Genomic DNA, 18,570 nt, shown 5'->3' with positions numbered 1-18,570 from the left:
ATTCAGCATCCAAAGAGACATCCGAGGCAACCATGAATGCCGGCCATTTACCCTCGAACAGCAGACGCAATGCCTCCGTCGCAGTAACGCTCTGTTTTCTGCAGGTTGTCAAGTAACTGCGGATGCGACAGAATACCTTGGCGCCGTCCATCGAACGGAAACAGCCCGACACCTTTTGCTGGACCTTGATCATGCGAAGATCATTTTCTGCCTGGTTGTTGGAAAAGGGCACGAGTGGGTCGATCATGAATCGGAGCACGGCATCCTCAAATTTTCCGAGCCTCTCCAGGAGATTTCTCGCTTTTGATCTGGCAATCCTTCCCGGTTTCAGGTGGTATGTCTTTTTCTTCGGCTCAGGGCACTCGATTTCGGCTTCGGTCAACACTTCCCGGTATCGCTGCCGAAACAGCTCGGCGCCAGGCGGGTCGAGAGAGCCACCGGCTTCATCCACCGCTCGGTTGATTTCGAGGAGGAGATCACTCATCTGCTTGGCCCATTTCTGCCCATCCTGTTCCGCAGCTCTTTCCAGTTCCCGGAGATGATGGGCATTACACAAGGCGTGGGCCGCACCATAGTTGAAGTAGGGCTTCCAGTGGTCATGGCAGAGTATGCCCTGGTAGCCGAAGAGGATTCCGATTTCGTCAAGGGCTTCTCCGCCGCGTTTCTGATGCGGGTAAAAATAGCTGTAGCTGTCGGTCGAGGTGTTGTGCAGCCAATATCGGCTGCTGTTGACATTGACTCCGGTTTCATCGAGATGGACCAGGGGGGAGATGGCCAACCGATTCTTGACCCACGTATCGAACAACTCCAGCCGCTCGAAGGCGTCCCTGTTGAAGTTGACGATGGAGCCGGCACTGATCGGGATCTGCAGCTGATCGGCGAATTGCTCCTCGATACGATTGTACGGAATCATCTGGTACTGTGACATGTAAACCGAGTTGATTTTGATCCCGATGCCATACTGAATCGGCCGCGTAACGCCTTCCGGAAAAGGTGCGACATGCTTTTTTCCCGTTTTGGTCGACAAGGATTTCCGCCTGCCATTCGGTGACAACGATGCCGATATCCAGATCGATAACCTGCCTGGCCTCATGGCCGCCACTCTTGTACTCTCCCGGCGGCAGGAGATCCCTGTCTATCGGGATGGGCTTGACGATATCGGGATCGCTGAACTGTTGCAGGGTCTTGCCGACATGGCCATGCTGCCCGCCTGGTTTTCGTCCACCGGCGGTTTTCCGCTCTTTTTTCCGGAACGGGTCCGCCGCGGGCGGTTTGCTGCTGTTCCGACTGTTGAGTCCAAGACGGTTGACCAGGATGGAGGCGGTTCTGCCGTCCCACAACTCCGCCAGGGCGAAGGCCAAGATACCCATCCCCGCTGTCATCTCGACCAAAGGGAGAGATCTCAAACCGACCTGGGAACATCCACCGCAAGGAAAAGTGAGATTTCTCGCTGGCGCTCAATGAGGCAACACATTCATCCCCTTATCTCGATCCTCATCGCCTCTGCCAATACGTCGGCCTACGATGCTGATGGGCTACCGCGATAATGAAAACATGATTCTTTTCTATAGAATAAAGGAGCTTATAGGGAAACATGTGGAGCAAACCTTTTCGAATTTCACCTCGTTCAATCGACCACGCCGTGGGAAATTCCGCGATCCGTCTGGCGGCTTTTCCGACTTCATCCTTGAACTTTGAACCAAGTCCAGGAACTTGGAGGTCATAGAAACTACAGGCATCATCCAGTTCCAACTTGGCAAGTTCAGAAAAAATGACCTTCATTTCAGTGGATTGAAGATTTGTTCCATTGGGATACCTTTGAGTTTCCCATCTCTATAGGCTTCCAATCTCCTTTCGGCTTCGTCCGCCCATATCTTATCCAATTCAGAGTCAGGTTCATCCAGGCTTTTCAGTAAACCTTCAACGACAATAAACTTTTCCGCCGGCTCAAGGTTTAAGGCCTCTTTCAGTATGTCTTTGCCACGCATGACCTCCTCCCTCCCGTTATTCTATGATTTGTCCATCAATCCCTCGGAATTGAAATCATATCATAAAGTGTGATGCCTGGTGAATACTATTATCTCTCGAGGTGGGGCGTCAAGTGAATCTCGACCTTCCCCCGCCTCGTCGCCCTTTCCCCCGCTGTCATCTCGACCTTCCCCCGCTGTCATCTCGACCGAAGGGAGAGATCTCATGCAGCCATCATCCGCTCCGAGAAAGGCATCCTCGGCAACACGAGATTTCTCGCTTCGCTTCGAAATGACGGCGGGGGAGGCTTAAATGACAGCGGGGGAGGCGAGGACGGCGGTGTTTTGCCTGCCGCGCGTTGCATTAACCGATATAGTTAATTTAAATTTGTCAAAATTAACTGGAAACGTTAATATATGTTTATGGAAAAGAGAAAACCACACTACAAACTGACTGACATTAAAGCGATAGTTGCCAAAATCGGCAAACTTGCATTTACCCATACGGCGCAGATTAACAGCGCTGCTATGGGGTCTTACCGGTGATGAGCCTACTGATGTCATCTTTTCTCTTTCTCGAAGCATGTTTTACAAATCGATGACCACGATCCACGACGCCACTCTGTGGCAGGACGTGTATCATGCCCCCTGCCCGAACGGCAAAACTGCCTACATCAAGGTCACCCTGCGCGAAGGTGCGGTGGTTATTCAGTTTAAGGAGAAATAAGCAATGGAAACTATAGAAAAAAGACAGTGCGGTTCTTGTGGCGGTCGTAATATGGTGATGGATACTCGAGACAAGGAGATCCCATACAAAGGCGAAATCATCACAATCATGTCCTTCCCCGGCTGGTATTGTCCTGATTGTGGCGAAAGCGAATCCATTTGTGGTGAGGATGCGGAAAGCTTCTCCAAAAAAATTGAAGCGGCCATGAAAGAAATCGACACCAGACAGGCGCTGGAATTGCGAGCCATCCGCAAACGTCTTGGCCTCAATCAATCGGAAGCGGCCGATATTTTCGGCGGCGGGGTCAATGCCTTTTCCGAATACGAACGCGGCGTCAGGCAACCGGCCAAATCGACCGTCCTGCTGCTGAAGTTGCTCGATCAGCATCCCGACCTCCTCCCGGAGGTGCTGACGGCGGGCAGGACGAAAAAAATCCACCGCTCGACGAGACAGCGCAAAACTCGGCCGGCCGGAGAATGATTTCACCACTGTCATCGCGACCTTCCCCCGCTGTCATCTCGAACGCAGTGAGAGATCTCATGCAGCCATCAACCGCCACAAGAAAGGCATCCTCGGAAACACGAGATTTCTCGCTTCGCTTCGAAATGACTGCGGGGGGCAGCATCTCGACCATCGCCCTATCGGGAACGACGAGATTTATCGCTACCGCTCGAAACAGGGATCCACTCGAAAACAAGCATGGAACATAAGAGCAACGAAACTCCAATTACGATATCAACAAGCTGAATACCGAAATTGAGCTTGGTACGACGAAACACCCCTCTCCTTCCTTCTGAACTATCCTCCCAACCCCCTCCCAATTCATCATTTTCATCGCCACATTAGCTTTTCTTTAACATCCAACAATCTAATTATACACACTTTTCACAAGATAGAGCAAATCGGGTCGCCAATTAATCCATACAGGAATGGAATTTGCTAGAGGTCGTTACTGATACTCATAAACATCCGGAAAATCAGGCCAAGCAAAGGTGTCCGCTCCAGTTCCCCTTGAAAAATTGCCTGCACTTCCGGTCCCGTCTTTCAGGATGGGATAACATCACCTCCAAGCAAACGAACCTATCATGGCAAATACGGCACAAGTTAACACCACATTCAAAATTGAGCGAAGATTCGGATTCTTCAACGCAGCGTTTACCATCGCCTTCTGTATCGCGATGGTCTGCCTCTTCGCAACGACCGATACGTTTGCCAAGGATTATTCGTTCACCTGGTCCGCCAATCCCGAGCCAGTCGAAGGCTACAAGCTCTACTACAAGAAAGGCGGGGAACCGGTGGCCCCCTTTGACGGAACAGGCGCAATCCAGGGTCCTTCACCGATTACCATTGGAAAGCTAACCACCACCTTCACGATCAGCGGCCTGGATGAGAACACGACTTATTACTTCGCCCTGACTGCCGTCAATGGCACTGAAGAAAGCGGCTATTCCAACATCGTCGCCGTGAATGCGACAAGCACCGATACCACCTTACCGACACCGGTTCTGCTGACCGCGGTGATCACCACACCAAGTCAGACCGGTGTGGCACCATTCATCCTCACCTTCGATGGTACCCAATCGACCGGCTCCATCACCAGTTACGCATGGTCTTTCGGGGACGGCAATACAGCGATCGGCGCAACCGCAACCCATACCTACCAGGCCGCAGGCACATACACGGCAACCCTGGCTGTAAAAGATGCAAGTGGACTGATACAACAGAGCAGCGTATCAATAACCGTCACTGCCACAACGACATCCCCGACCGTTCCCGCTGTCCCGCCGACTGCCGTCGGAACGGCATCAGTCACTGTCGGCGAGGCACCACTCTCCGTGAATTTTGACGGCAGCGGTTCGAGCAGTGCGCAACCACCCATGGTCTCCTATTCCTGGGACTTCGGCGATGGTTCACATGCCGAGGGAGACATAGTTGAGCACACATTCACCACAGCGGGAGAATACACGACCATTTTGACTGTCACCGACAGCGCCGGCCTGACCAACCAAACAAGCTTCCCCGTGATCATCAGCGCACCAACCACCGTGGTCGGGACACCAACAGGCGCAATCATCGACTCAACCGTAGCGGCGAATCAAAAACCGGTGGCATCCTTCACGGCAACCCCGACAACCGGTCAAGCACCGCTCATCGTAGATCTCGATGCCTCCGGCTCAAGCGATCCGGATGGATCGATAACCAGTTATGTCTGGAACTTCGGCGACGGAACCTCGGCGAGCGGCCCAACCGCCCGGCATACTTTCAACGCTATTGCCGACCACATGGTCACCCTCACAGTCACCGATGACAAAGGCGAGACAGCGGTTACCTCGCAAACCATATCCGTGCTCGGCATCAATTTTGAGCTGCAGGAAGTGCAGGCCGATTACAACTGGAAAACAGTGACCTTCAGTCAGCCATTTGTCGATCCAGTAGTTGTTGCCGGACCACCGAGTTTTGCCGATGCCAAGCCGGCCACTTTAAGGATACGCAACGTCACCTCGACAGGCTGCGAGGTTCGTGTCGATGAATATGAGTATCTGAGAGACAGGCATGCCACCGAGACGTTCGGTATTCTCATCATGGAAAAAGGCGTATACGAACTGGACAACGGCGCCAAACTCGAGGCAGGCACTTTCACAGGCTCAACGTCATTCCAGAAGGTAGTTTTCCAACAGACCTACAACGTTGTCCCGGTCGTACTTACCCAGGTACTGACGTATAATGAAGCCTCGGCAGTCACCGGCAGAGTCCGCAACAGCGGCGTGGGTTCATTTGATTATGCACTACAGGAAATGGAAAAAAACAAAGTTTTCCATAAGGCGGAGACTGTCGGCTATATTGCATGGGAACCCGGCACGGGTACATACGCGGGACTGCTCTACGAAGTTGGGGTTACGGCACAAAGTGTTACCGATAACTGGTCCGAAATCACCTTCCAAAATGAATTCCCGAGCATGCCACTCTTTATCGCCGGCATGCAGACTGCCGCAGAAGCCGACACCGCTGCGGTTCGCAGGCAGAGTGTCTCCACCACCACAGCCCAGATAAAAATTGAAGAGGAAACCTCAAAAGATGCGGAAACCAGCCATGCTCCCGAGGTAGTGGGGTACATCACCATCGGTTCAATGCCGTAAGTAATGACATGTTCGGAATAACCGTAACAGCATCAGGCAGACGGTTCCCCTTTTGTGAAAATCGAGCAATACTCAAAACATCAGCGCATTCAGGCCACAACAGAATGGGCTGATGTTTTTTTTGTTTCGCAATTTGTAAGCCCACGAGACCAAATGAACGTCTAAGCCGAACGGTTCCCCATTTGAGATCATCGAGACTGTGATCCACCACCCATGCCGCAACCGGCACCCTATCTTTACACCCACCCCAGAGCGCTGCATTATCAGTTTGTATATCCCCGATCTATTGCTATACTGATTAGATGGTCACATCAACCGTATTGCCAAACCCTTCAGGCATGGAAAACGCCATCCAACATTTCCTGACATGGTATATTTCACCGGTTCTCCTCAGAAATGACAAAAAACAATATAATTTCAGATAGTCGTGGCCGTTTTTTGCTCCTTTGCCTGATCCTCTTCTGTTTAGGGATAACGCTTTATCGCCCTGCCTTACTGGACCTTTCCCTGGCCGTCCTGCACCGGGAGGGCAGTTCCCATGGGGTTTTTGTTCCCTTTTTGTCTGCATATCTTTTATGGCGTAACTTTGATAAAATAAAAAATTTACCGTCTCAAAGAAATTGGCCGGCTGGTGTCGTCGTCATCCTGTTAGGCGGTGTTCTTTTTTTTCTCAGCAAATATACCGAAGATCCCGTGGGTCTGGCGGTCCTGTCATTCCTTATTATATCCGGCGGGCTAACACTCTCACTTTTCGGCAGCGCTCTATTTAAGGAAACGGCATTCCCCTTGTTCTTTCTTGCGTCAATGATCCCACTCCCACCAACAATTTACTCTGCACTTTCCGAGCAGATACGCCTGAGCAGCACATGGGGTTCAGTCCTGCTGACAAAATCCCTTGGCGTGCCAATTTACCGGGAGAATTTTAATATTTATCTGTCGGGGGCGAACCTGTTCGTCGCCGAAAGTTGCAGTGGTATACGATACCTCTTGTCTTATTTCGTTTTCAGCCTTGTTTATGCTGCCCTCTTTAAGCAAAGCTTGGCCGGCCGCCTGACAGTGATACTCGGATCCATTCCCCTAGCCATTGCGGCAGGCATGATCCGGCTTGCAGCCATTTTTCTTGCCGTGCATTATATAAGTCCGGCCATGGGAGGACAAAGGCCCCATATTTTTATAAGCTGGACCGTATTCGCAGTTTTACTCCTGGGAATTATGGCTCTAGACCAGTACCTGTCGAAGGCCCACGAATCAAGCATACATGATATTCAATGAAAACTAATTTTTCAGCATCCGAAAGTTATTATCTCATTTTAATAGTCTGTGATATCGCCGTGGCAGCCGGAGCCTGTCTGCTAGGGCTGCGGTTGACAGGGTGGGATTTTATGCTTTTCCGGGATATTGAGGCAACGATCAGTTTAATCGTTCTGAGTTTAACAGCTATTTCTTTTTTTCCAACCTACCATCTTTACAATTATCACTTTCTTTATTCCCGAAAAGAACATTTAATAAATCTGGCTAAATCTTTTTGCTGGTCTGCTCTGACACTCATCATCATAGTTTTTCTCCTTAATAGTTCCCATCTGTTACAGACTAATTTTTCATTCTTCCTGATTGCATTACTCTGCGGTGCCGTTATCTTGCTCTTTCTCAGCAGATATTTATGGGATCATTTCCTTGATTTCCTCCTGGCCTTCGGCATGGCTATTTTTTTTGTTGGTATAACCGGCCTATTCTGCAAGAATGGCATACCGGTGTTCATGTCAAGTGGATTGTCTGTCCTTATTTGTTTTTTACTCGCTATTATGCTGTTGACCATCAGCAGACTCTTCCTGGTCCATATTGTTTTCTTCAAATGGCTGAGACGACCTTTCAGAAGACAAGTCATCATAATAGGTTCCGATAGTGATGTAGATGCTATTACGCGATACATCGTGGACAACAACGCACCCTTCTGGATTGCCGGCACCTTGGGGATACAAACGAACCTTGACCTTAAAAGAGTATATATCAAGGAACGAATGGGAAGCATCGACCAACTTCCTGAGATTGTGGTAAAATATAATATTGATGACGTTATCATCACCGATCAAAAAATCGATAAGTCGAAGCTGTGTTCCATACTTGATTATTGTACCTTAGCTGGAGTCAATGCCTGGTTTTCGCCAAATCTCCTGCCAATCATTGCAATAAAATTGTTTATGAATAATTTTTGCGGCGTTCCGATGATCCTGCTCTGCTCCCAAAATAATGGCGTCTTTTTTAAAAGAGTGAAATATTGTTTTGATGCAATGGTGTCCCTGCTCCTCTTTCTTTTATTGTCCCCACTCTTTCTGTTGATTTCACTGGCTATCAAACTTGATTCACCAGGCCCCATTTTCTACCGATTTCAGGCAATAGGTGAAAATGGAGCAACGTATATGATGTACAAATTCCGCTCCATGCGGGTAAACTCTGACAATAAAATTCACAAAGACTACGTCTCCCAGCTTATTAAAGGAGAGATCGGCAAAGACAGCAGCAAAAAAACCCCACTGAAAATCATCAACGATCCACGGGTTACCAGGGTTGGCCGTTTAATACGCAAGTTCAGCCTGGATGAGTTACCGCAATTATTGAATGTCTTACAAGGTTCCATGAGCCTTGTCGGGCCGAGACCGTGCCTGCCTTACGAGTATGAAATGTACCAGGACTGGCATAAAAACCGCACATCCGTTCGCCCTGGTATTACCGGTCTTTGGCAGATCACCGGCCGGAGTGAAGTTGCATTTGAGGACATGATCCTCCTGGATTTATACTACATATACAACAGGAACCTTATCCTCGATTGTAATATCCTGTTTGAAACTGTTTTTGTGGTTCTTGAAAAAAAAGGAGCATATTAACAACAGGTAAGTGCGGGGAAATGGCGTAGGGGCGCAAGGGCGTAATGGCGTAAGCCCCTAAGCCCCTAAGCCCCTAAGCCCCTAAGCCCCTAAGCCCCTAAGCCCCTAAGCCCTTTACCCTCCAAGGAAAAATAACAATGACCATCCCTTTCCTCAACATTAAAGCCCAACACGAAACGATAAAAGATGAAATCGCCACAGCCTTGCAAGAAGTAATCAACAACACCTCTTTTGCCGGCGGCCCACAGGTAAAAAGATTCGAAGATAACTTTGCCAGATTCTGCCAATGCGAGCATGCCATAGGCGTGGGCAGCGGCACAGACGCTCTCTGGATGGCGCTCATAGGCCTGGGCATAGGCAAGGGCGACGAGGTAATTACTTCCCCAGGTACCTTTATTGCCACGGCGGAAGCAATCAGCTTCTGTGGGGCCACCCCTGTCTTTGTCGATATAGATGAACAAACCTACAATATAGATCCCTCTCTTATAGAAGCCGCCATTACGCCCAGAACCAAAGCCATCATACCGGTCCATCTTTTTGGCCAGACGGCTGATATGGATCCCATCCTTGACATAGCCCACCGACATAACCTTGTTGTCATCGAGGACGCATGTCAGGCGCATAACGCAGAATACAAGGGCCGTCGCGCAGGCTCCCTCTCAGCTGCAGGCTGTTTCAGCTTTTATCCTGGAAAAAACCTCGGCGCTTATGGCGAGGCTGGAGCTGTGGTCACCAATAACCAGGAACTTGCTGACAAGCTGCGGATGTTTCGCGACCACGGGCAAAGAAAAAAATACCATCACTCAATAATAGGCTGGAATACCCGCATGGATGGCTTTCAAGGCGCTGTTCTCGATGTAAAGCTTCCCCATCTCCCAGCCTGGACCGACGCCAGACGCAGAAACGCCAAATTGTACAATGAACTCCTCAAAGACGTAGCCCAGATAACGCTGCCATTTGAGGCAGACTATGCGCAACACGTCTACCATATCTATGCAATTCGAGTACAAAACCGTGACCAACTGATAAACAAACTGGCAGAACAAGGCATAACCTGCGGCATCCACTACCCCGTCCCCCTCCACCTGCAAGAGGCATATCAGTTCTTAGGCTACACCGAGGGAGATTTCCCCATCGCTGAAAAATGCGCCCAGGAATTTGTGTCGTTGCCGATGTTCCCCGAGCTGGAGGAAGAAAGTATTCGCTACATAGCGAAAAAAATTAAGGAGGAGATGGCGTAAGGCCCTCTACTCCCATGACAAAAAATACCTATGATAATTGTATCGCCCCAGACGTACAATTAGGCGAAAATGTCTCAATTGCCCCTTACACCAACCTCTACGGTTGCACGATCGGCAATGAAACAAAAATAGGCCCATTTGTCGAAATTCAAAAAAACGCCACAATCGGCAATCGCTGCAAAATCCAAAGCCATACCTTCATCTGTGAAGGCGTCTCAATCGAAGATGAAGTTATGGTCGGCCATGGCGTGATGTTTATAAACGATCTCGATCCCGCGGCAGTCAACGCAGACGGATCGCTCAAGACCGAAGCTGACTGGAAATGCATTCCAACCTTTATTAAAAAGAGAGCATCTATCGGATCTAATGCCACGATTCTCTGCGGAATAACGATTGGCGAAGGTGCTCTTGTCGGGGCAGGCGCCGTTGTCACCAAAGATGTACCGCCAAATATGGTTGTGGTTGGCAATCCGGCTCGAATTCTGAAAGAACGTCGATAGATAATTACATTTTTTGTTCATTTGAAATTCTACAGATATTGATATAGCAGGCCTGACTCTACAAAATTATACACAAAAGATCATTGAGGAGAACGAAAATTATGAAGACGAAAATAGTGTTAATTGGGTTAAGTTTGCTTGTTGCTCTTTTGAATAGGGTAAATTTATCAAATGCGGCAACTGCAACATCAGTGAGCCAATACGGAATCACTTGGACATTTAGCACTGCCCGCGAGGTTGGACAGTTTGTCAATGGAGATTGGTGGGTTGTTGGTCCAGTAACCATAATCAATATTACTCCTGCTTTTGACGGGCTTCATAATGGATGGGAATCTAACCCTGCCGTGGATAATTATCAAGGGTTGGAGGCATTTACTTATGGTGGCGGTTGGGATGCAAGTCTGGTTCCGAAACTACCTTACAATGCTGTAGCAGGAGAGTCATTATTAAAGGGAGTTAGTATACCTACAGGAGAAACAATGGTAACAAGCTGCCGTGGTGACTGTCTTCGCACAGCATCAATTCTTACAGTTGTCTCAACTCCTCCTGGCGCAAATGTTTTCAGACCTCCATATATGGGTACAACTAAACCATTATACTCTACTGATGATCTCCACACAGAGTTGCTACCAACATTACCCTCTGTTGACGTCCCTCCGACTATACAATCTATTGTGGACAGGTACAAGAAAGTCCAACTTAACCATGAAAAAGGTGGAATGGGCAGAGCTATAAGACCACAAGATCATATGAATGATTATCAGCCGGAGAATACGACGGATTACAATAATGCTATTATGAGAATGATGTTAAATGATAGTGTTGAGACAAAAATGCCAGCATTAATACAACTTGTCCAATACGGTATTGATACAGGTTATTCTATTTTAAATGGCCAAACATTCCCTGCCGGTGGAGGACATCAACCAGGGCATAGAATAGTCGCTGCCTTTGCTGCTACTATGCTTGACATTACTGCACTTAAAGCAGAATTAAACACAGCAACCTATTTCCATGAAGACGAGTATATTTATGAAGGTTCAGAAGGTAAAGGCTTGTGGGGGGAGGCATCAACAGAATCAGGTTATTGGAACTATATCATGGGACTAGGCGGTAGCCGAACCCAGAAAGACCCATATGGATATATAGATGGTGGAAAATGTGGCATGGAGTACCAACTCTTGACTGTCCAAGCACATAAGGGAGAGATTTTGGCAACTATTTTGATGCCAAGTTTGCAGAGCGCATGGAATCTTACTAGATGGGCTATAACAAGAAAATACGTAGAGAGATGGGTAAAAAACGGTATTTGGTCGCAATCAGACCCATGCGCTCCGTTCGATGGGGTTGTCGATAATTATGGGAAAACATACGGAGCTGATTCTACCAATCCAGGGATGTGTATTTTAGATCCAGACTTGGACTACTATAATGGCCCTACGGATTTCGCTTGCCAGGCAGGAAAAGCGTGTGGCAGGTATCCAGAAAAACACACCACAATGATAGATGGAGGTTTGTATCCTAGTTCGTTTGTGCGGGATATGTGGGATTCTTATTATCTAGCTTCCACACAACAACTTGCCACACCATCATATTTTAAACTAAAATAGTGCCCGTCCCTGTTACCTTGACAACCAAGAACTCATCACAGCGGCTAGCCCTCAACACTGTTGCGACTTATAGCAGGTCACTTCTTGGCGCAGGGTTAGCATTTTTCAGCAGCCGTTGGGTACTCAACGCCCTGGGGCAAGTGGATTTTGGCCTTTTCAGTCTTGTTGGCTCCATTCTGATCTTTATTTCTTTTTTAAACTCTGTCATGTCAGGCAGTGCTTCGCGCCATTATGCATATGCCATCGGACAGGGCGACCAGATAGAAGTCAATCGTTGGTTTAATGCGGCTCTCAGCATCCATCTATGCCTTGCCATTTCACTTACCTTTGCAGGATGGTTCATCGGTGACTATGTTATTGCCCACATACTCAATATCCCTCAGGAGCGAATTTTTGTTTGCCAAAAGGTTTTTCATATCTCACTGGTTTCTCTTTTCACCGGCATGCTTTCTGTCCCGTTTATAGCAATGTTCCGAGCCAAGCAACGCATCGCGGAACTGGCCGGATGGAATATGATACACTCAGTGCTTACTTTTAGTTTCGCCTGGTATTTAATACATGCAACAGGAGATCGTCTTGTTATTTACGCTTTTGGCATGACTGCTATTTTGTTTTTTGTCCATAGCATCCAGATTACCCGTGCTGCCCTTGGGTTTCAAGAATGCAAATTCGTGATCGGGCAATGGTTCGACCGAAAACGATTAAAAGAACTATTTTCTTTTGCTGTCTGGAACCTTATTGGAAATTTTGGATGGATCCTCCGCGACCAGGGCTCCGCCATACTGCTCAATCTATATTTCGGCCCTAAGGTGAATGCCTCCTACAGCATCGCAAAACAAGTTTCTGACCAGAGCGGTCAACTTGCGGTCGCTATGCTGGGAGCATTTTCGCCGGAAATAACAGCAAGAGAGGGTCGCGGGGATCGTGCAAGTATGATAAACTTGTCACTTCGTGCCAGTAAGTTTGGCACATTGCTTGTTCTTGTTTTTCTTGTTCCATTGATGATGGAGATGGAGTATTTTCTTGAACTCTGGTTGGTCGAACCGCCTAGGTATTCTGCAGTATTTTGCCGCCTGATTCTTTGCACTTTTCTGATCGATCGGTTAAGCAGTGGGTACCTGCTGGCGGTAAATGCCCATGGCAGAATTGCGGGTTATCAGGCTACCATAGGCACAATAGAAGGCTTGACCTTGCCGTTAACCTGGCTGTTTTTCTATATGGGTTTTGCTCCGACAAGTGTAGGCATTGCCTTTATAATAACCATGCTAATCTGTTCTTTTGGCCGTGTTTTATGGGCACGGCATCTTCTGAAGGTCCCGATTCAACGCTGGATAAAAAAAGTTGTTATTCCATGTTGCATTGTAGGCTCTTTGGCTTTTATCGCAGCCTTTCTACCAAATTTTTTTTTCCAACCCAGTTTTGCAAGACTTGTTATAGTAACAGGGAGTAGTGTTGCTGTTTACTCGGTAGCCACCTGGTTCGTTGCCCTTGATGATAAAGAACAAACTTTTTTTCGCCATAACATTCAGAATTTGTGGAAAAAACTATGGCGACGTCAGCGCCATACCTGAAAGAAAAAACTCTTATACACAGGGTGTGAGAATGCTTTGACTGTTTTAAATCACCATACATTAGGCAAGGACTCAGTATTATGTACTGGATGTGCAGCCTGTGCTGCTATTTTCCCTGAGGATGCCATAACAATGATTGCGGATGGAGAAGGATTTCTGCACGTAAACATCCATTTGGCCTCTTGTACTGATTGTAGACTTTGTCTGAAAGTGTGTCCTGTCAACAGGTCCATGATCAAAGAGACCTCCCGTGACACACTAGACAAAACCGGATATTTCCAAAAGGTCTGGGCAGCTTGCCATTTCGATCCGGAAATTCGCGGTCAAAGCTCTTCGGGAGGTGTTTTTAGCGCTTTAACAGAAAACGCTCTCAACAAGGGAGGAGCTGTGCTGGTGGTGGTGGGTACAGCCTTCACCTAATAAGGGAACATGAACGTTAAGGTTTATTTACCTACAATAACTGCTCAAGGGTATGCTGATCGACGCCAATGATTATTTATGAATCAAGAACATATCCCTTGTTCGCAACGATGGTGCACTCAATACAATCTAGGAGTAATCTGTACATTGTCATATAATACCCCCTTAATTTCTGTTGTTATTCCGACATACAATCGTGCCCATTGTCTTTGTGAGGCACTCGACAGTGTGCTTGCACAAACTTATAAGAATTATGAGATCGTTGTAGTCGATGATGGCTCCACGGATAATACCGTTGAGGTGGTGCAACCCTATCTTTCACAGGTAAAGTATATCTACCAAATTAACAAAGGTGTCAGTGCAGCACGAAATACTGGTATCAGAAATGCAAAAGGTAAATGGATAGCCTTCCTGGATTCTGATGATGAATGGTTGCCCCGCAAGTTGGAATTCCAAATGATAGATTTGCTGCAATTTCAAGATGCTGTGATGAGTTGCACCAATATCGTTTTCGAGGGTGTTCCCGGAAGTGCCTCAGTTGATTTTTTTAAGAACTGCCTGTCTTTTGATGTCAAGCAGAGCTTATTTGTCAGGGAGTCTTTATTTAAAGGCTATGCATGGACATCCACAGTTTTAGCCAAACTTGAAACAATCATAGATGTTGGCCTGTTCGACGAAGAACTCTCAATCAATGAAGACACGGATTTATTTTTTCGGTTGTCCACTAAGGGAGGAGTTGTGGTGAATCCGAAAGTGCTGGCAAAAGCTTTTCGCAGGAATGAATCTGAAAGTATTAATCTAAGTGCTCAGTTTTTGGTAAATAAAGAAATGAATTATAAAAGTCTTATTAAAATATATAAAAAACTTTCCAAATACGATCTTTCAACAATGCAGCATTCTTTGGTGAAAAAACAATTGAGTAGTTCCTGGTTTGATTTAGGGATTGTTTATTATAATAATAAAAATCATAAACAAGCACGGTACTGCTTTTTTACATCACTTCGAGCCTATCCTACTGGAAAAAATTTAGCTAAACTGATACTAGGATTAATCGGTCAGCAAGGAATCAGTTTTATCGAAAAAAAAAGGCAACAAAAAAAGGGATTCCGGCGCTCAGAATATTATAATAATGACTCAGCTAAATAACATAACGCTTATTGCCGCAGTTAATAACCATTCGGTTTTAGAGTCGAACCTGCTCCGCTCCCCTCTTTTGAAGCACAAAAATGTCCAGTTCATCCCAGCGGAAAACTTTACAAGCGCAAGCCAAGCCTATAACTATGGAATAGCAAATGCCACTGGGAAATTCTTGGTTTTTGCTCATCAGGACGTTTATATCCCGGCACCTTGGCTTCATCAAATGGATAACGCCATTAATTTTCTCGAAAAAAAACGATTACCATGGGCTGTACTTGGAGCAGTTGGCGTGGATGGCAGCGGTATAGTGAAAGGTCGTTGTTGGTCTACAGGCCTGGGACGAGAGGTTGGCGTTTCGATTAGAGAACCAGAGCCAGCTGTATCAGTAGATGAATTGATTATAATTGTCAGAAAGCGTTCCGGCCTCACATTTGACAACAATTTACCTGGCTGGCATTTATATGGTACCGACATTGTCCAGGAAGCACTGAAGCAAGATTTTGGCGCATATATTATTCATGCTCCAGTCATTCACAATAGTTTACCTGTTCTAAGCCTGGACGCTGGTTTTGTAGAATGCTCTCGTTATTTGCAAAGAAAATGGACCCACCGCCTTCCTATCCAAACATGTTGTATCAGATTGACTCGTTTTGGCTGGCCACTTTTATATAGACGTATCAGGCAGTTACATGTTGCTTTGGATTCCAGAGACTCCTTTAGTCCACTACCGGACCCAGTAATAAAAGCACAAGAGTTAATGTATGAATAATAGAGCGGAAAAGGATATTATGCAGGGTAATTTTGTCCCCTACAAAGTTTGTTTAATGGGGGCATCACTGGATACAGGGAATAAGGGAGTGTCCGCTCTCTGTGCTTCGTTTGTAAAATCAATGCTGGAAGTGAAGCCTGATGCTGAAATCAAGCTTTTTCTTGGAAATCGATCTTCCAATCCGCAACAGCTGAAATTAGCAAAAAGGGATGTAGTACTTGAGGTCATTAACTTCAGAATGTCCCCTAAAGCTAAATTAGAAAAAAATCTATTATGGATTTTTTTTCTGGCATGTCTTCAGAAAATCACTCCTCTATCTCTCTGGCGGCAAAAAATTATTCATGGAAATTGTTGTTTACATGAAATAGCGCAAGCTGATTTTATAGGTGATGTTCGTGGTGGAGACAGTTTCAGTGATATTTATGGTTTAAAAAGCTTTATTATTTCTTCATTACCTGTAGTTGTTGTAATTCTGCTAAGGAAAAAACTTATTTTATTACCGCAAACCTATGGCCCTTTTGACAGCTTTATAGCAAAAATAATAGCGTGCTTTATAATTAAACATGCCGATAAACTTTATAGCCGTGACTTGGCCAGTATCGATTATGTTGAGAAATTGTCAGGAAACTGCTTAAATAAAAAGTCTATCCAATTTTGTCCTGACATGGCGTTTAAATTAGATTCTATTGCTCCAGAACATATTGATATTGCGCCACCATTAGAATTTGAAAAAAAACATCCACTGATTGGTATTAATGTCAACGGGTTAATGTATAATGGTGGTTACACAGGAAAAAATATGTTTGGCTTAAAAGTTATCTATAAAGAATTGATTGTTCATTTAATTGAAAAGATTCTTGAAGAGACCGAAGCACACGTTCTGTTCGTGCCGCACACATTTGGTGCTCCAGGCAATATAAATAGCGACCCGGATGCATCACAAAAGATTTTTTCATTGCTTGGTACAGGATGGAAAAATCGATTGCATATGGTTTCTGCTGAGTATGATCAATCTGGAATTAAGGGAGTTATAAATTTATGTGATTTCTTTATTGGGTCACGTATGCATGCTTGCATTGCTGCACTATCACAACATATTCCAACAGTTGGTATTGCCTATAGTAAAAAGTTTTTAGGTGTATTTGAGGCAATAGGGGCAGGTCAAACTGTGTTGGACGCAAGATCATTAACTGAAGATATCATTATTAAACATACTTTGAGCTTTTATCATCAACGAGAAACCATATCAATGGGCCTAGAAGGAAATATCTCTGAGGCACAAAAAACAATAACGGTAATGTTTAATAATTTGATTGATTGCCACGATACCAGATGAGATCAATAAAAAAAATACAAGATGTTGTTGATTGGGGTCTTTGTGTGGGCTGTGGTGCATGCTATGCATTGTGCGACATGGGTGCTGTCAGTCTTGTTAATATTGTTAATATAGGAGTCAGGCCCCAATTTAAAACAGATCTCTGTGAAAATTGTGTTGAGTGTTTGAGCATATGCCCAGGATTTTCTGTCGATGCAACCTTGTCCGCTCCGCGGACCGATGAAGAATATATTGATAATTTCTTAATTGGGCCGACTATCAGTATTTGGGAAGGATTCGCAACGGATAAAGAAATTAGATTCCGTGCTTCATCAGGTGGCTTATTGACTGCTCTTGCATTATACTGCCTTGAGAAAGAGGGGATGGAACTTGTTTTACACACTGGGGCTCATCCTGGAAAACCCTGGGAGAATAAAACCAGAATCAGCAAGTCAAAAGATGAATTGCTGACTAATGCTGGTTCACGGTATGTAACGTCATCTCCATGCGATCTGTTTAGAGTTATTGAAGAAAGCTCTCGACCTTGTGTTTTTATTGGAAAACCTTGTGATACTGCAGCAATTACCGCGTTAAGGAAGAAACGTCCTAAATTGGATGAGAATCTTGGGTTGGTTCTGACCTTTTGTTGTGCTGGAGTCCCCAGTGTCCTGGCCAGTTTGGACCTGATGAGAAAGTTTAATGTCAATAAAGAAGCAGTTACTCATCTTTCATATAGGGGAGATGGTTGGCCCGGAGGCTTCACCATAACAAGTAAGGATGGGGTGAAAAAAATTCTATCAAATTATACAGCGAGTTGGCATTTTTTACAAAAGTATCGTTCTTTCCGCTGCCATATCTGCCCTGACGGCCTAGGTGAGCTTTGTGACATTTCATGCGGCGATGCGTGGCACAGATACAACGAAAAGACCGACAACCCAGGCCTATCACTCGCCATGGTCAGAACGCACCGTGGGCAGGAGTTACTCAACAGGGCTGTAGCTTCAGGCTACTTAGAATTAACTCCTTCGAGTCCGGAGAGTGTAATAGAGGCTCAGGGTTTAATTGAAAGGCGCAAAGTAGTATTTGGTCGTCAGCTTGCAATGAAAATATTAACAGTGCCAACAACTAAGTTTATTGGCTTCAGGCTTTTCAAAACGTGGTCGCGGACAACACCAGTTGTTATGGTAAAGTCCGTACTTGGAACTTTAAGAAGGCTTATTCAGCGAAGTTTGTGGCATCGTAACAAACTGATACCCTAAGGGACATGGAAATTACTAAAATACCGTTTATAGTG

General features: G+C 46.1%; 17 protein-coding genes and 2 pseudogenes. 15 read left to right on the top strand and 4 right to left on the bottom strand.

Features of this window, described 5'->3' with window-relative positions:
• The 4 genes and pseudogenes from tnpC to ACWGKN_RS17935 form a co-directional block, all read right to left on the bottom strand.
• Positions 1 to 1,027: IS66 family transposase (gene tnpC / locus ACWGKN_RS17950; RefSeq protein ID WP_452095735.1), on the bottom strand; the 1,027-nt coding region annotated here is incomplete at its 3' end.
• A 214-nt stretch (positions 1,028 to 1,241) separates the two neighbouring features.
• Positions 1,242 to 1,370: pseudogene (locus ACWGKN_RS17945) on the bottom strand (hypothetical protein); the annotation flags it as partial.
• 124 nt (positions 1,371 to 1,494) lie between these two features.
• On the bottom strand, positions 1,495 to 1,782 hold the full coding sequence (locus ACWGKN_RS17940) for a type II toxin-antitoxin system RelE/ParE family toxin (protein ID WP_035231434.1): 288 nt from the start codon (positions 1,780 to 1,782) through the stop codon (positions 1,495 to 1,497).
• Complete coding sequence (locus ACWGKN_RS17935) at positions 1,779 to 1,988, bottom strand: addiction module protein (RefSeq protein ID WP_035231436.1); 210 nt, start codon at positions 1,986 to 1,988, stop codon at positions 1,779 to 1,781. The genes ACWGKN_RS17940 and ACWGKN_RS17935 overlap by 4 nt, the downstream gene beginning before the upstream one ends.
• A 562-nt stretch (positions 1,989 to 2,550) precedes the next feature.
• Here ACWGKN_RS17935 and ACWGKN_RS17930 point away from each other — a divergent pair.
• The 15 genes and pseudogenes from ACWGKN_RS17930 to ACWGKN_RS17860 all read left to right on the top strand — a co-directional run bounded on the left by ACWGKN_RS17930 (position 2,551) and on the right by ACWGKN_RS17860 (position 18,535).
• Positions 2,551 to 2,694, top strand: a complete 144-nt coding sequence (locus ACWGKN_RS17930) for a type II toxin-antitoxin system MqsR family toxin (protein ID WP_452095734.1) — start codon at positions 2,551 to 2,553, stop codon at positions 2,692 to 2,694.
• A gap of 3 nt (positions 2,695 to 2,697) precedes the next feature.
• Positions 2,698 to 3,174: a type II toxin-antitoxin system MqsA family antitoxin gene (locus tag ACWGKN_RS17925; protein ID WP_452095733.1), complete on the top strand. Its 477-nt coding sequence runs from the start codon at positions 2,698 to 2,700 to the stop codon at positions 3,172 to 3,174.
• A 605-nt stretch (positions 3,175 to 3,779) separates the two neighbouring features.
• Positions 3,780 to 5,831, top strand: a complete 2,052-nt coding sequence (locus ACWGKN_RS17920) for a PKD domain-containing protein (protein WP_452095732.1) — start codon at positions 3,780 to 3,782, stop codon at positions 5,829 to 5,831.
• A gap of 396 nt (positions 5,832 to 6,227) precedes the next feature.
• Positions 6,228 to 7,103 carry an exosortase/archaeosortase family protein gene (locus tag ACWGKN_RS17915; protein ID WP_452095731.1) on the top strand — a complete coding sequence of 292 codons (876 nt, stop codon included), beginning with the start codon at positions 6,228 to 6,230 and terminating at the stop codon, positions 7,101 to 7,103.
• Positions 7,100 to 8,713 (top strand): exopolysaccharide biosynthesis polyprenyl glycosylphosphotransferase, encoded by a 1,614-nt coding sequence (locus tag ACWGKN_RS17910; RefSeq protein ID WP_452095730.1) that lies wholly within the window; start codon positions 7,100 to 7,102, stop codon positions 8,711 to 8,713. Before ACWGKN_RS17915 ends, ACWGKN_RS17910 begins: the two co-directional genes overlap by 4 nt.
• Before the next feature lie 137 nt (positions 8,714 to 8,850).
• Complete coding sequence (locus ACWGKN_RS17905; protein WP_452095729.1) at positions 8,851 to 9,954, top strand: DegT/DnrJ/EryC1/StrS family aminotransferase; 1,104 nt, start codon at positions 8,851 to 8,853, stop codon at positions 9,952 to 9,954.
• A 14-nt stretch (positions 9,955 to 9,968) separates the two neighbouring features.
• Positions 9,969 to 10,454 (top strand): acyltransferase, encoded by a 486-nt coding sequence (locus ACWGKN_RS17900; protein ID WP_452095728.1) that lies wholly within the window; start codon positions 9,969 to 9,971, stop codon positions 10,452 to 10,454.
• A 101-nt stretch (positions 10,455 to 10,555) separates the two neighbouring features.
• Positions 10,556 to 12,064, top strand: a complete 1,509-nt coding sequence (locus tag ACWGKN_RS17895; RefSeq protein ID WP_452095727.1) for a hypothetical protein — start codon at positions 10,556 to 10,558, stop codon at positions 12,062 to 12,064.
• A 17-nt stretch (positions 12,065 to 12,081) separates the two neighbouring features.
• Positions 12,082 to 13,635, top strand: coding sequence for a lipopolysaccharide biosynthesis protein (locus tag ACWGKN_RS17890; protein ID WP_452095726.1), 1,554 nt, complete (start codon positions 12,082 to 12,084; stop codon positions 13,633 to 13,635).
• A 36-nt stretch (positions 13,636 to 13,671) separates the two neighbouring features.
• Positions 13,672 to 13,848: pseudogene (locus ACWGKN_RS17885) on the top strand (4Fe-4S dicluster domain-containing protein); the annotation flags it as partial.
• A gap of 18 nt (positions 13,849 to 13,866) precedes the next feature.
• A complete protein-coding gene (locus tag ACWGKN_RS17880) occupies positions 13,867 to 14,055 on the top strand; it encodes a coenzyme F420 hydrogenase/dehydrogenase beta subunit N-terminal domain-containing protein (protein ID WP_452095743.1) in 189 nt (62 codons plus the stop codon).
• Between the two features lie 147 nt (positions 14,056 to 14,202).
• On the top strand, positions 14,203 to 15,201 hold the full coding sequence (locus tag ACWGKN_RS17875) for a glycosyltransferase family 2 protein (RefSeq protein ID WP_452095725.1): 999 nt from the start codon (positions 14,203 to 14,205) through the stop codon (positions 15,199 to 15,201).
• Positions 15,185 to 15,961: a hypothetical protein gene (locus ACWGKN_RS17870; RefSeq protein ID WP_452095724.1), complete on the top strand. Its 777-nt coding sequence runs from the start codon at positions 15,185 to 15,187 to the stop codon at positions 15,959 to 15,961. Before ACWGKN_RS17875 ends, ACWGKN_RS17870 begins: the two co-directional genes overlap by 17 nt.
• Positions 15,954 to 17,297, top strand: a complete 1,344-nt coding sequence (locus tag ACWGKN_RS17865; protein WP_452095723.1) for a polysaccharide pyruvyl transferase family protein — start codon at positions 15,954 to 15,956, stop codon at positions 17,295 to 17,297. The genes ACWGKN_RS17870 and ACWGKN_RS17865 overlap by 8 nt, the downstream gene beginning before the upstream one ends.
• On the top strand, positions 17,294 to 18,535 hold the full coding sequence (locus ACWGKN_RS17860) for a Coenzyme F420 hydrogenase/dehydrogenase, beta subunit C-terminal domain (RefSeq protein ID WP_452095722.1): 1,242 nt from the start codon (positions 17,294 to 17,296) through the stop codon (positions 18,533 to 18,535). The genes ACWGKN_RS17865 and ACWGKN_RS17860 overlap by 4 nt, the downstream gene beginning before the upstream one ends.
• Positions 18,536 to 18,570: the final 35 nt, after the last annotated feature.

This window comes from Desulfoprunum sp. (genome assembly GCF_053613775.1).
Note: the sequence above shows the minus strand (reverse complement) of the source record. Positions and strands in the feature narration are given on the sequence as shown.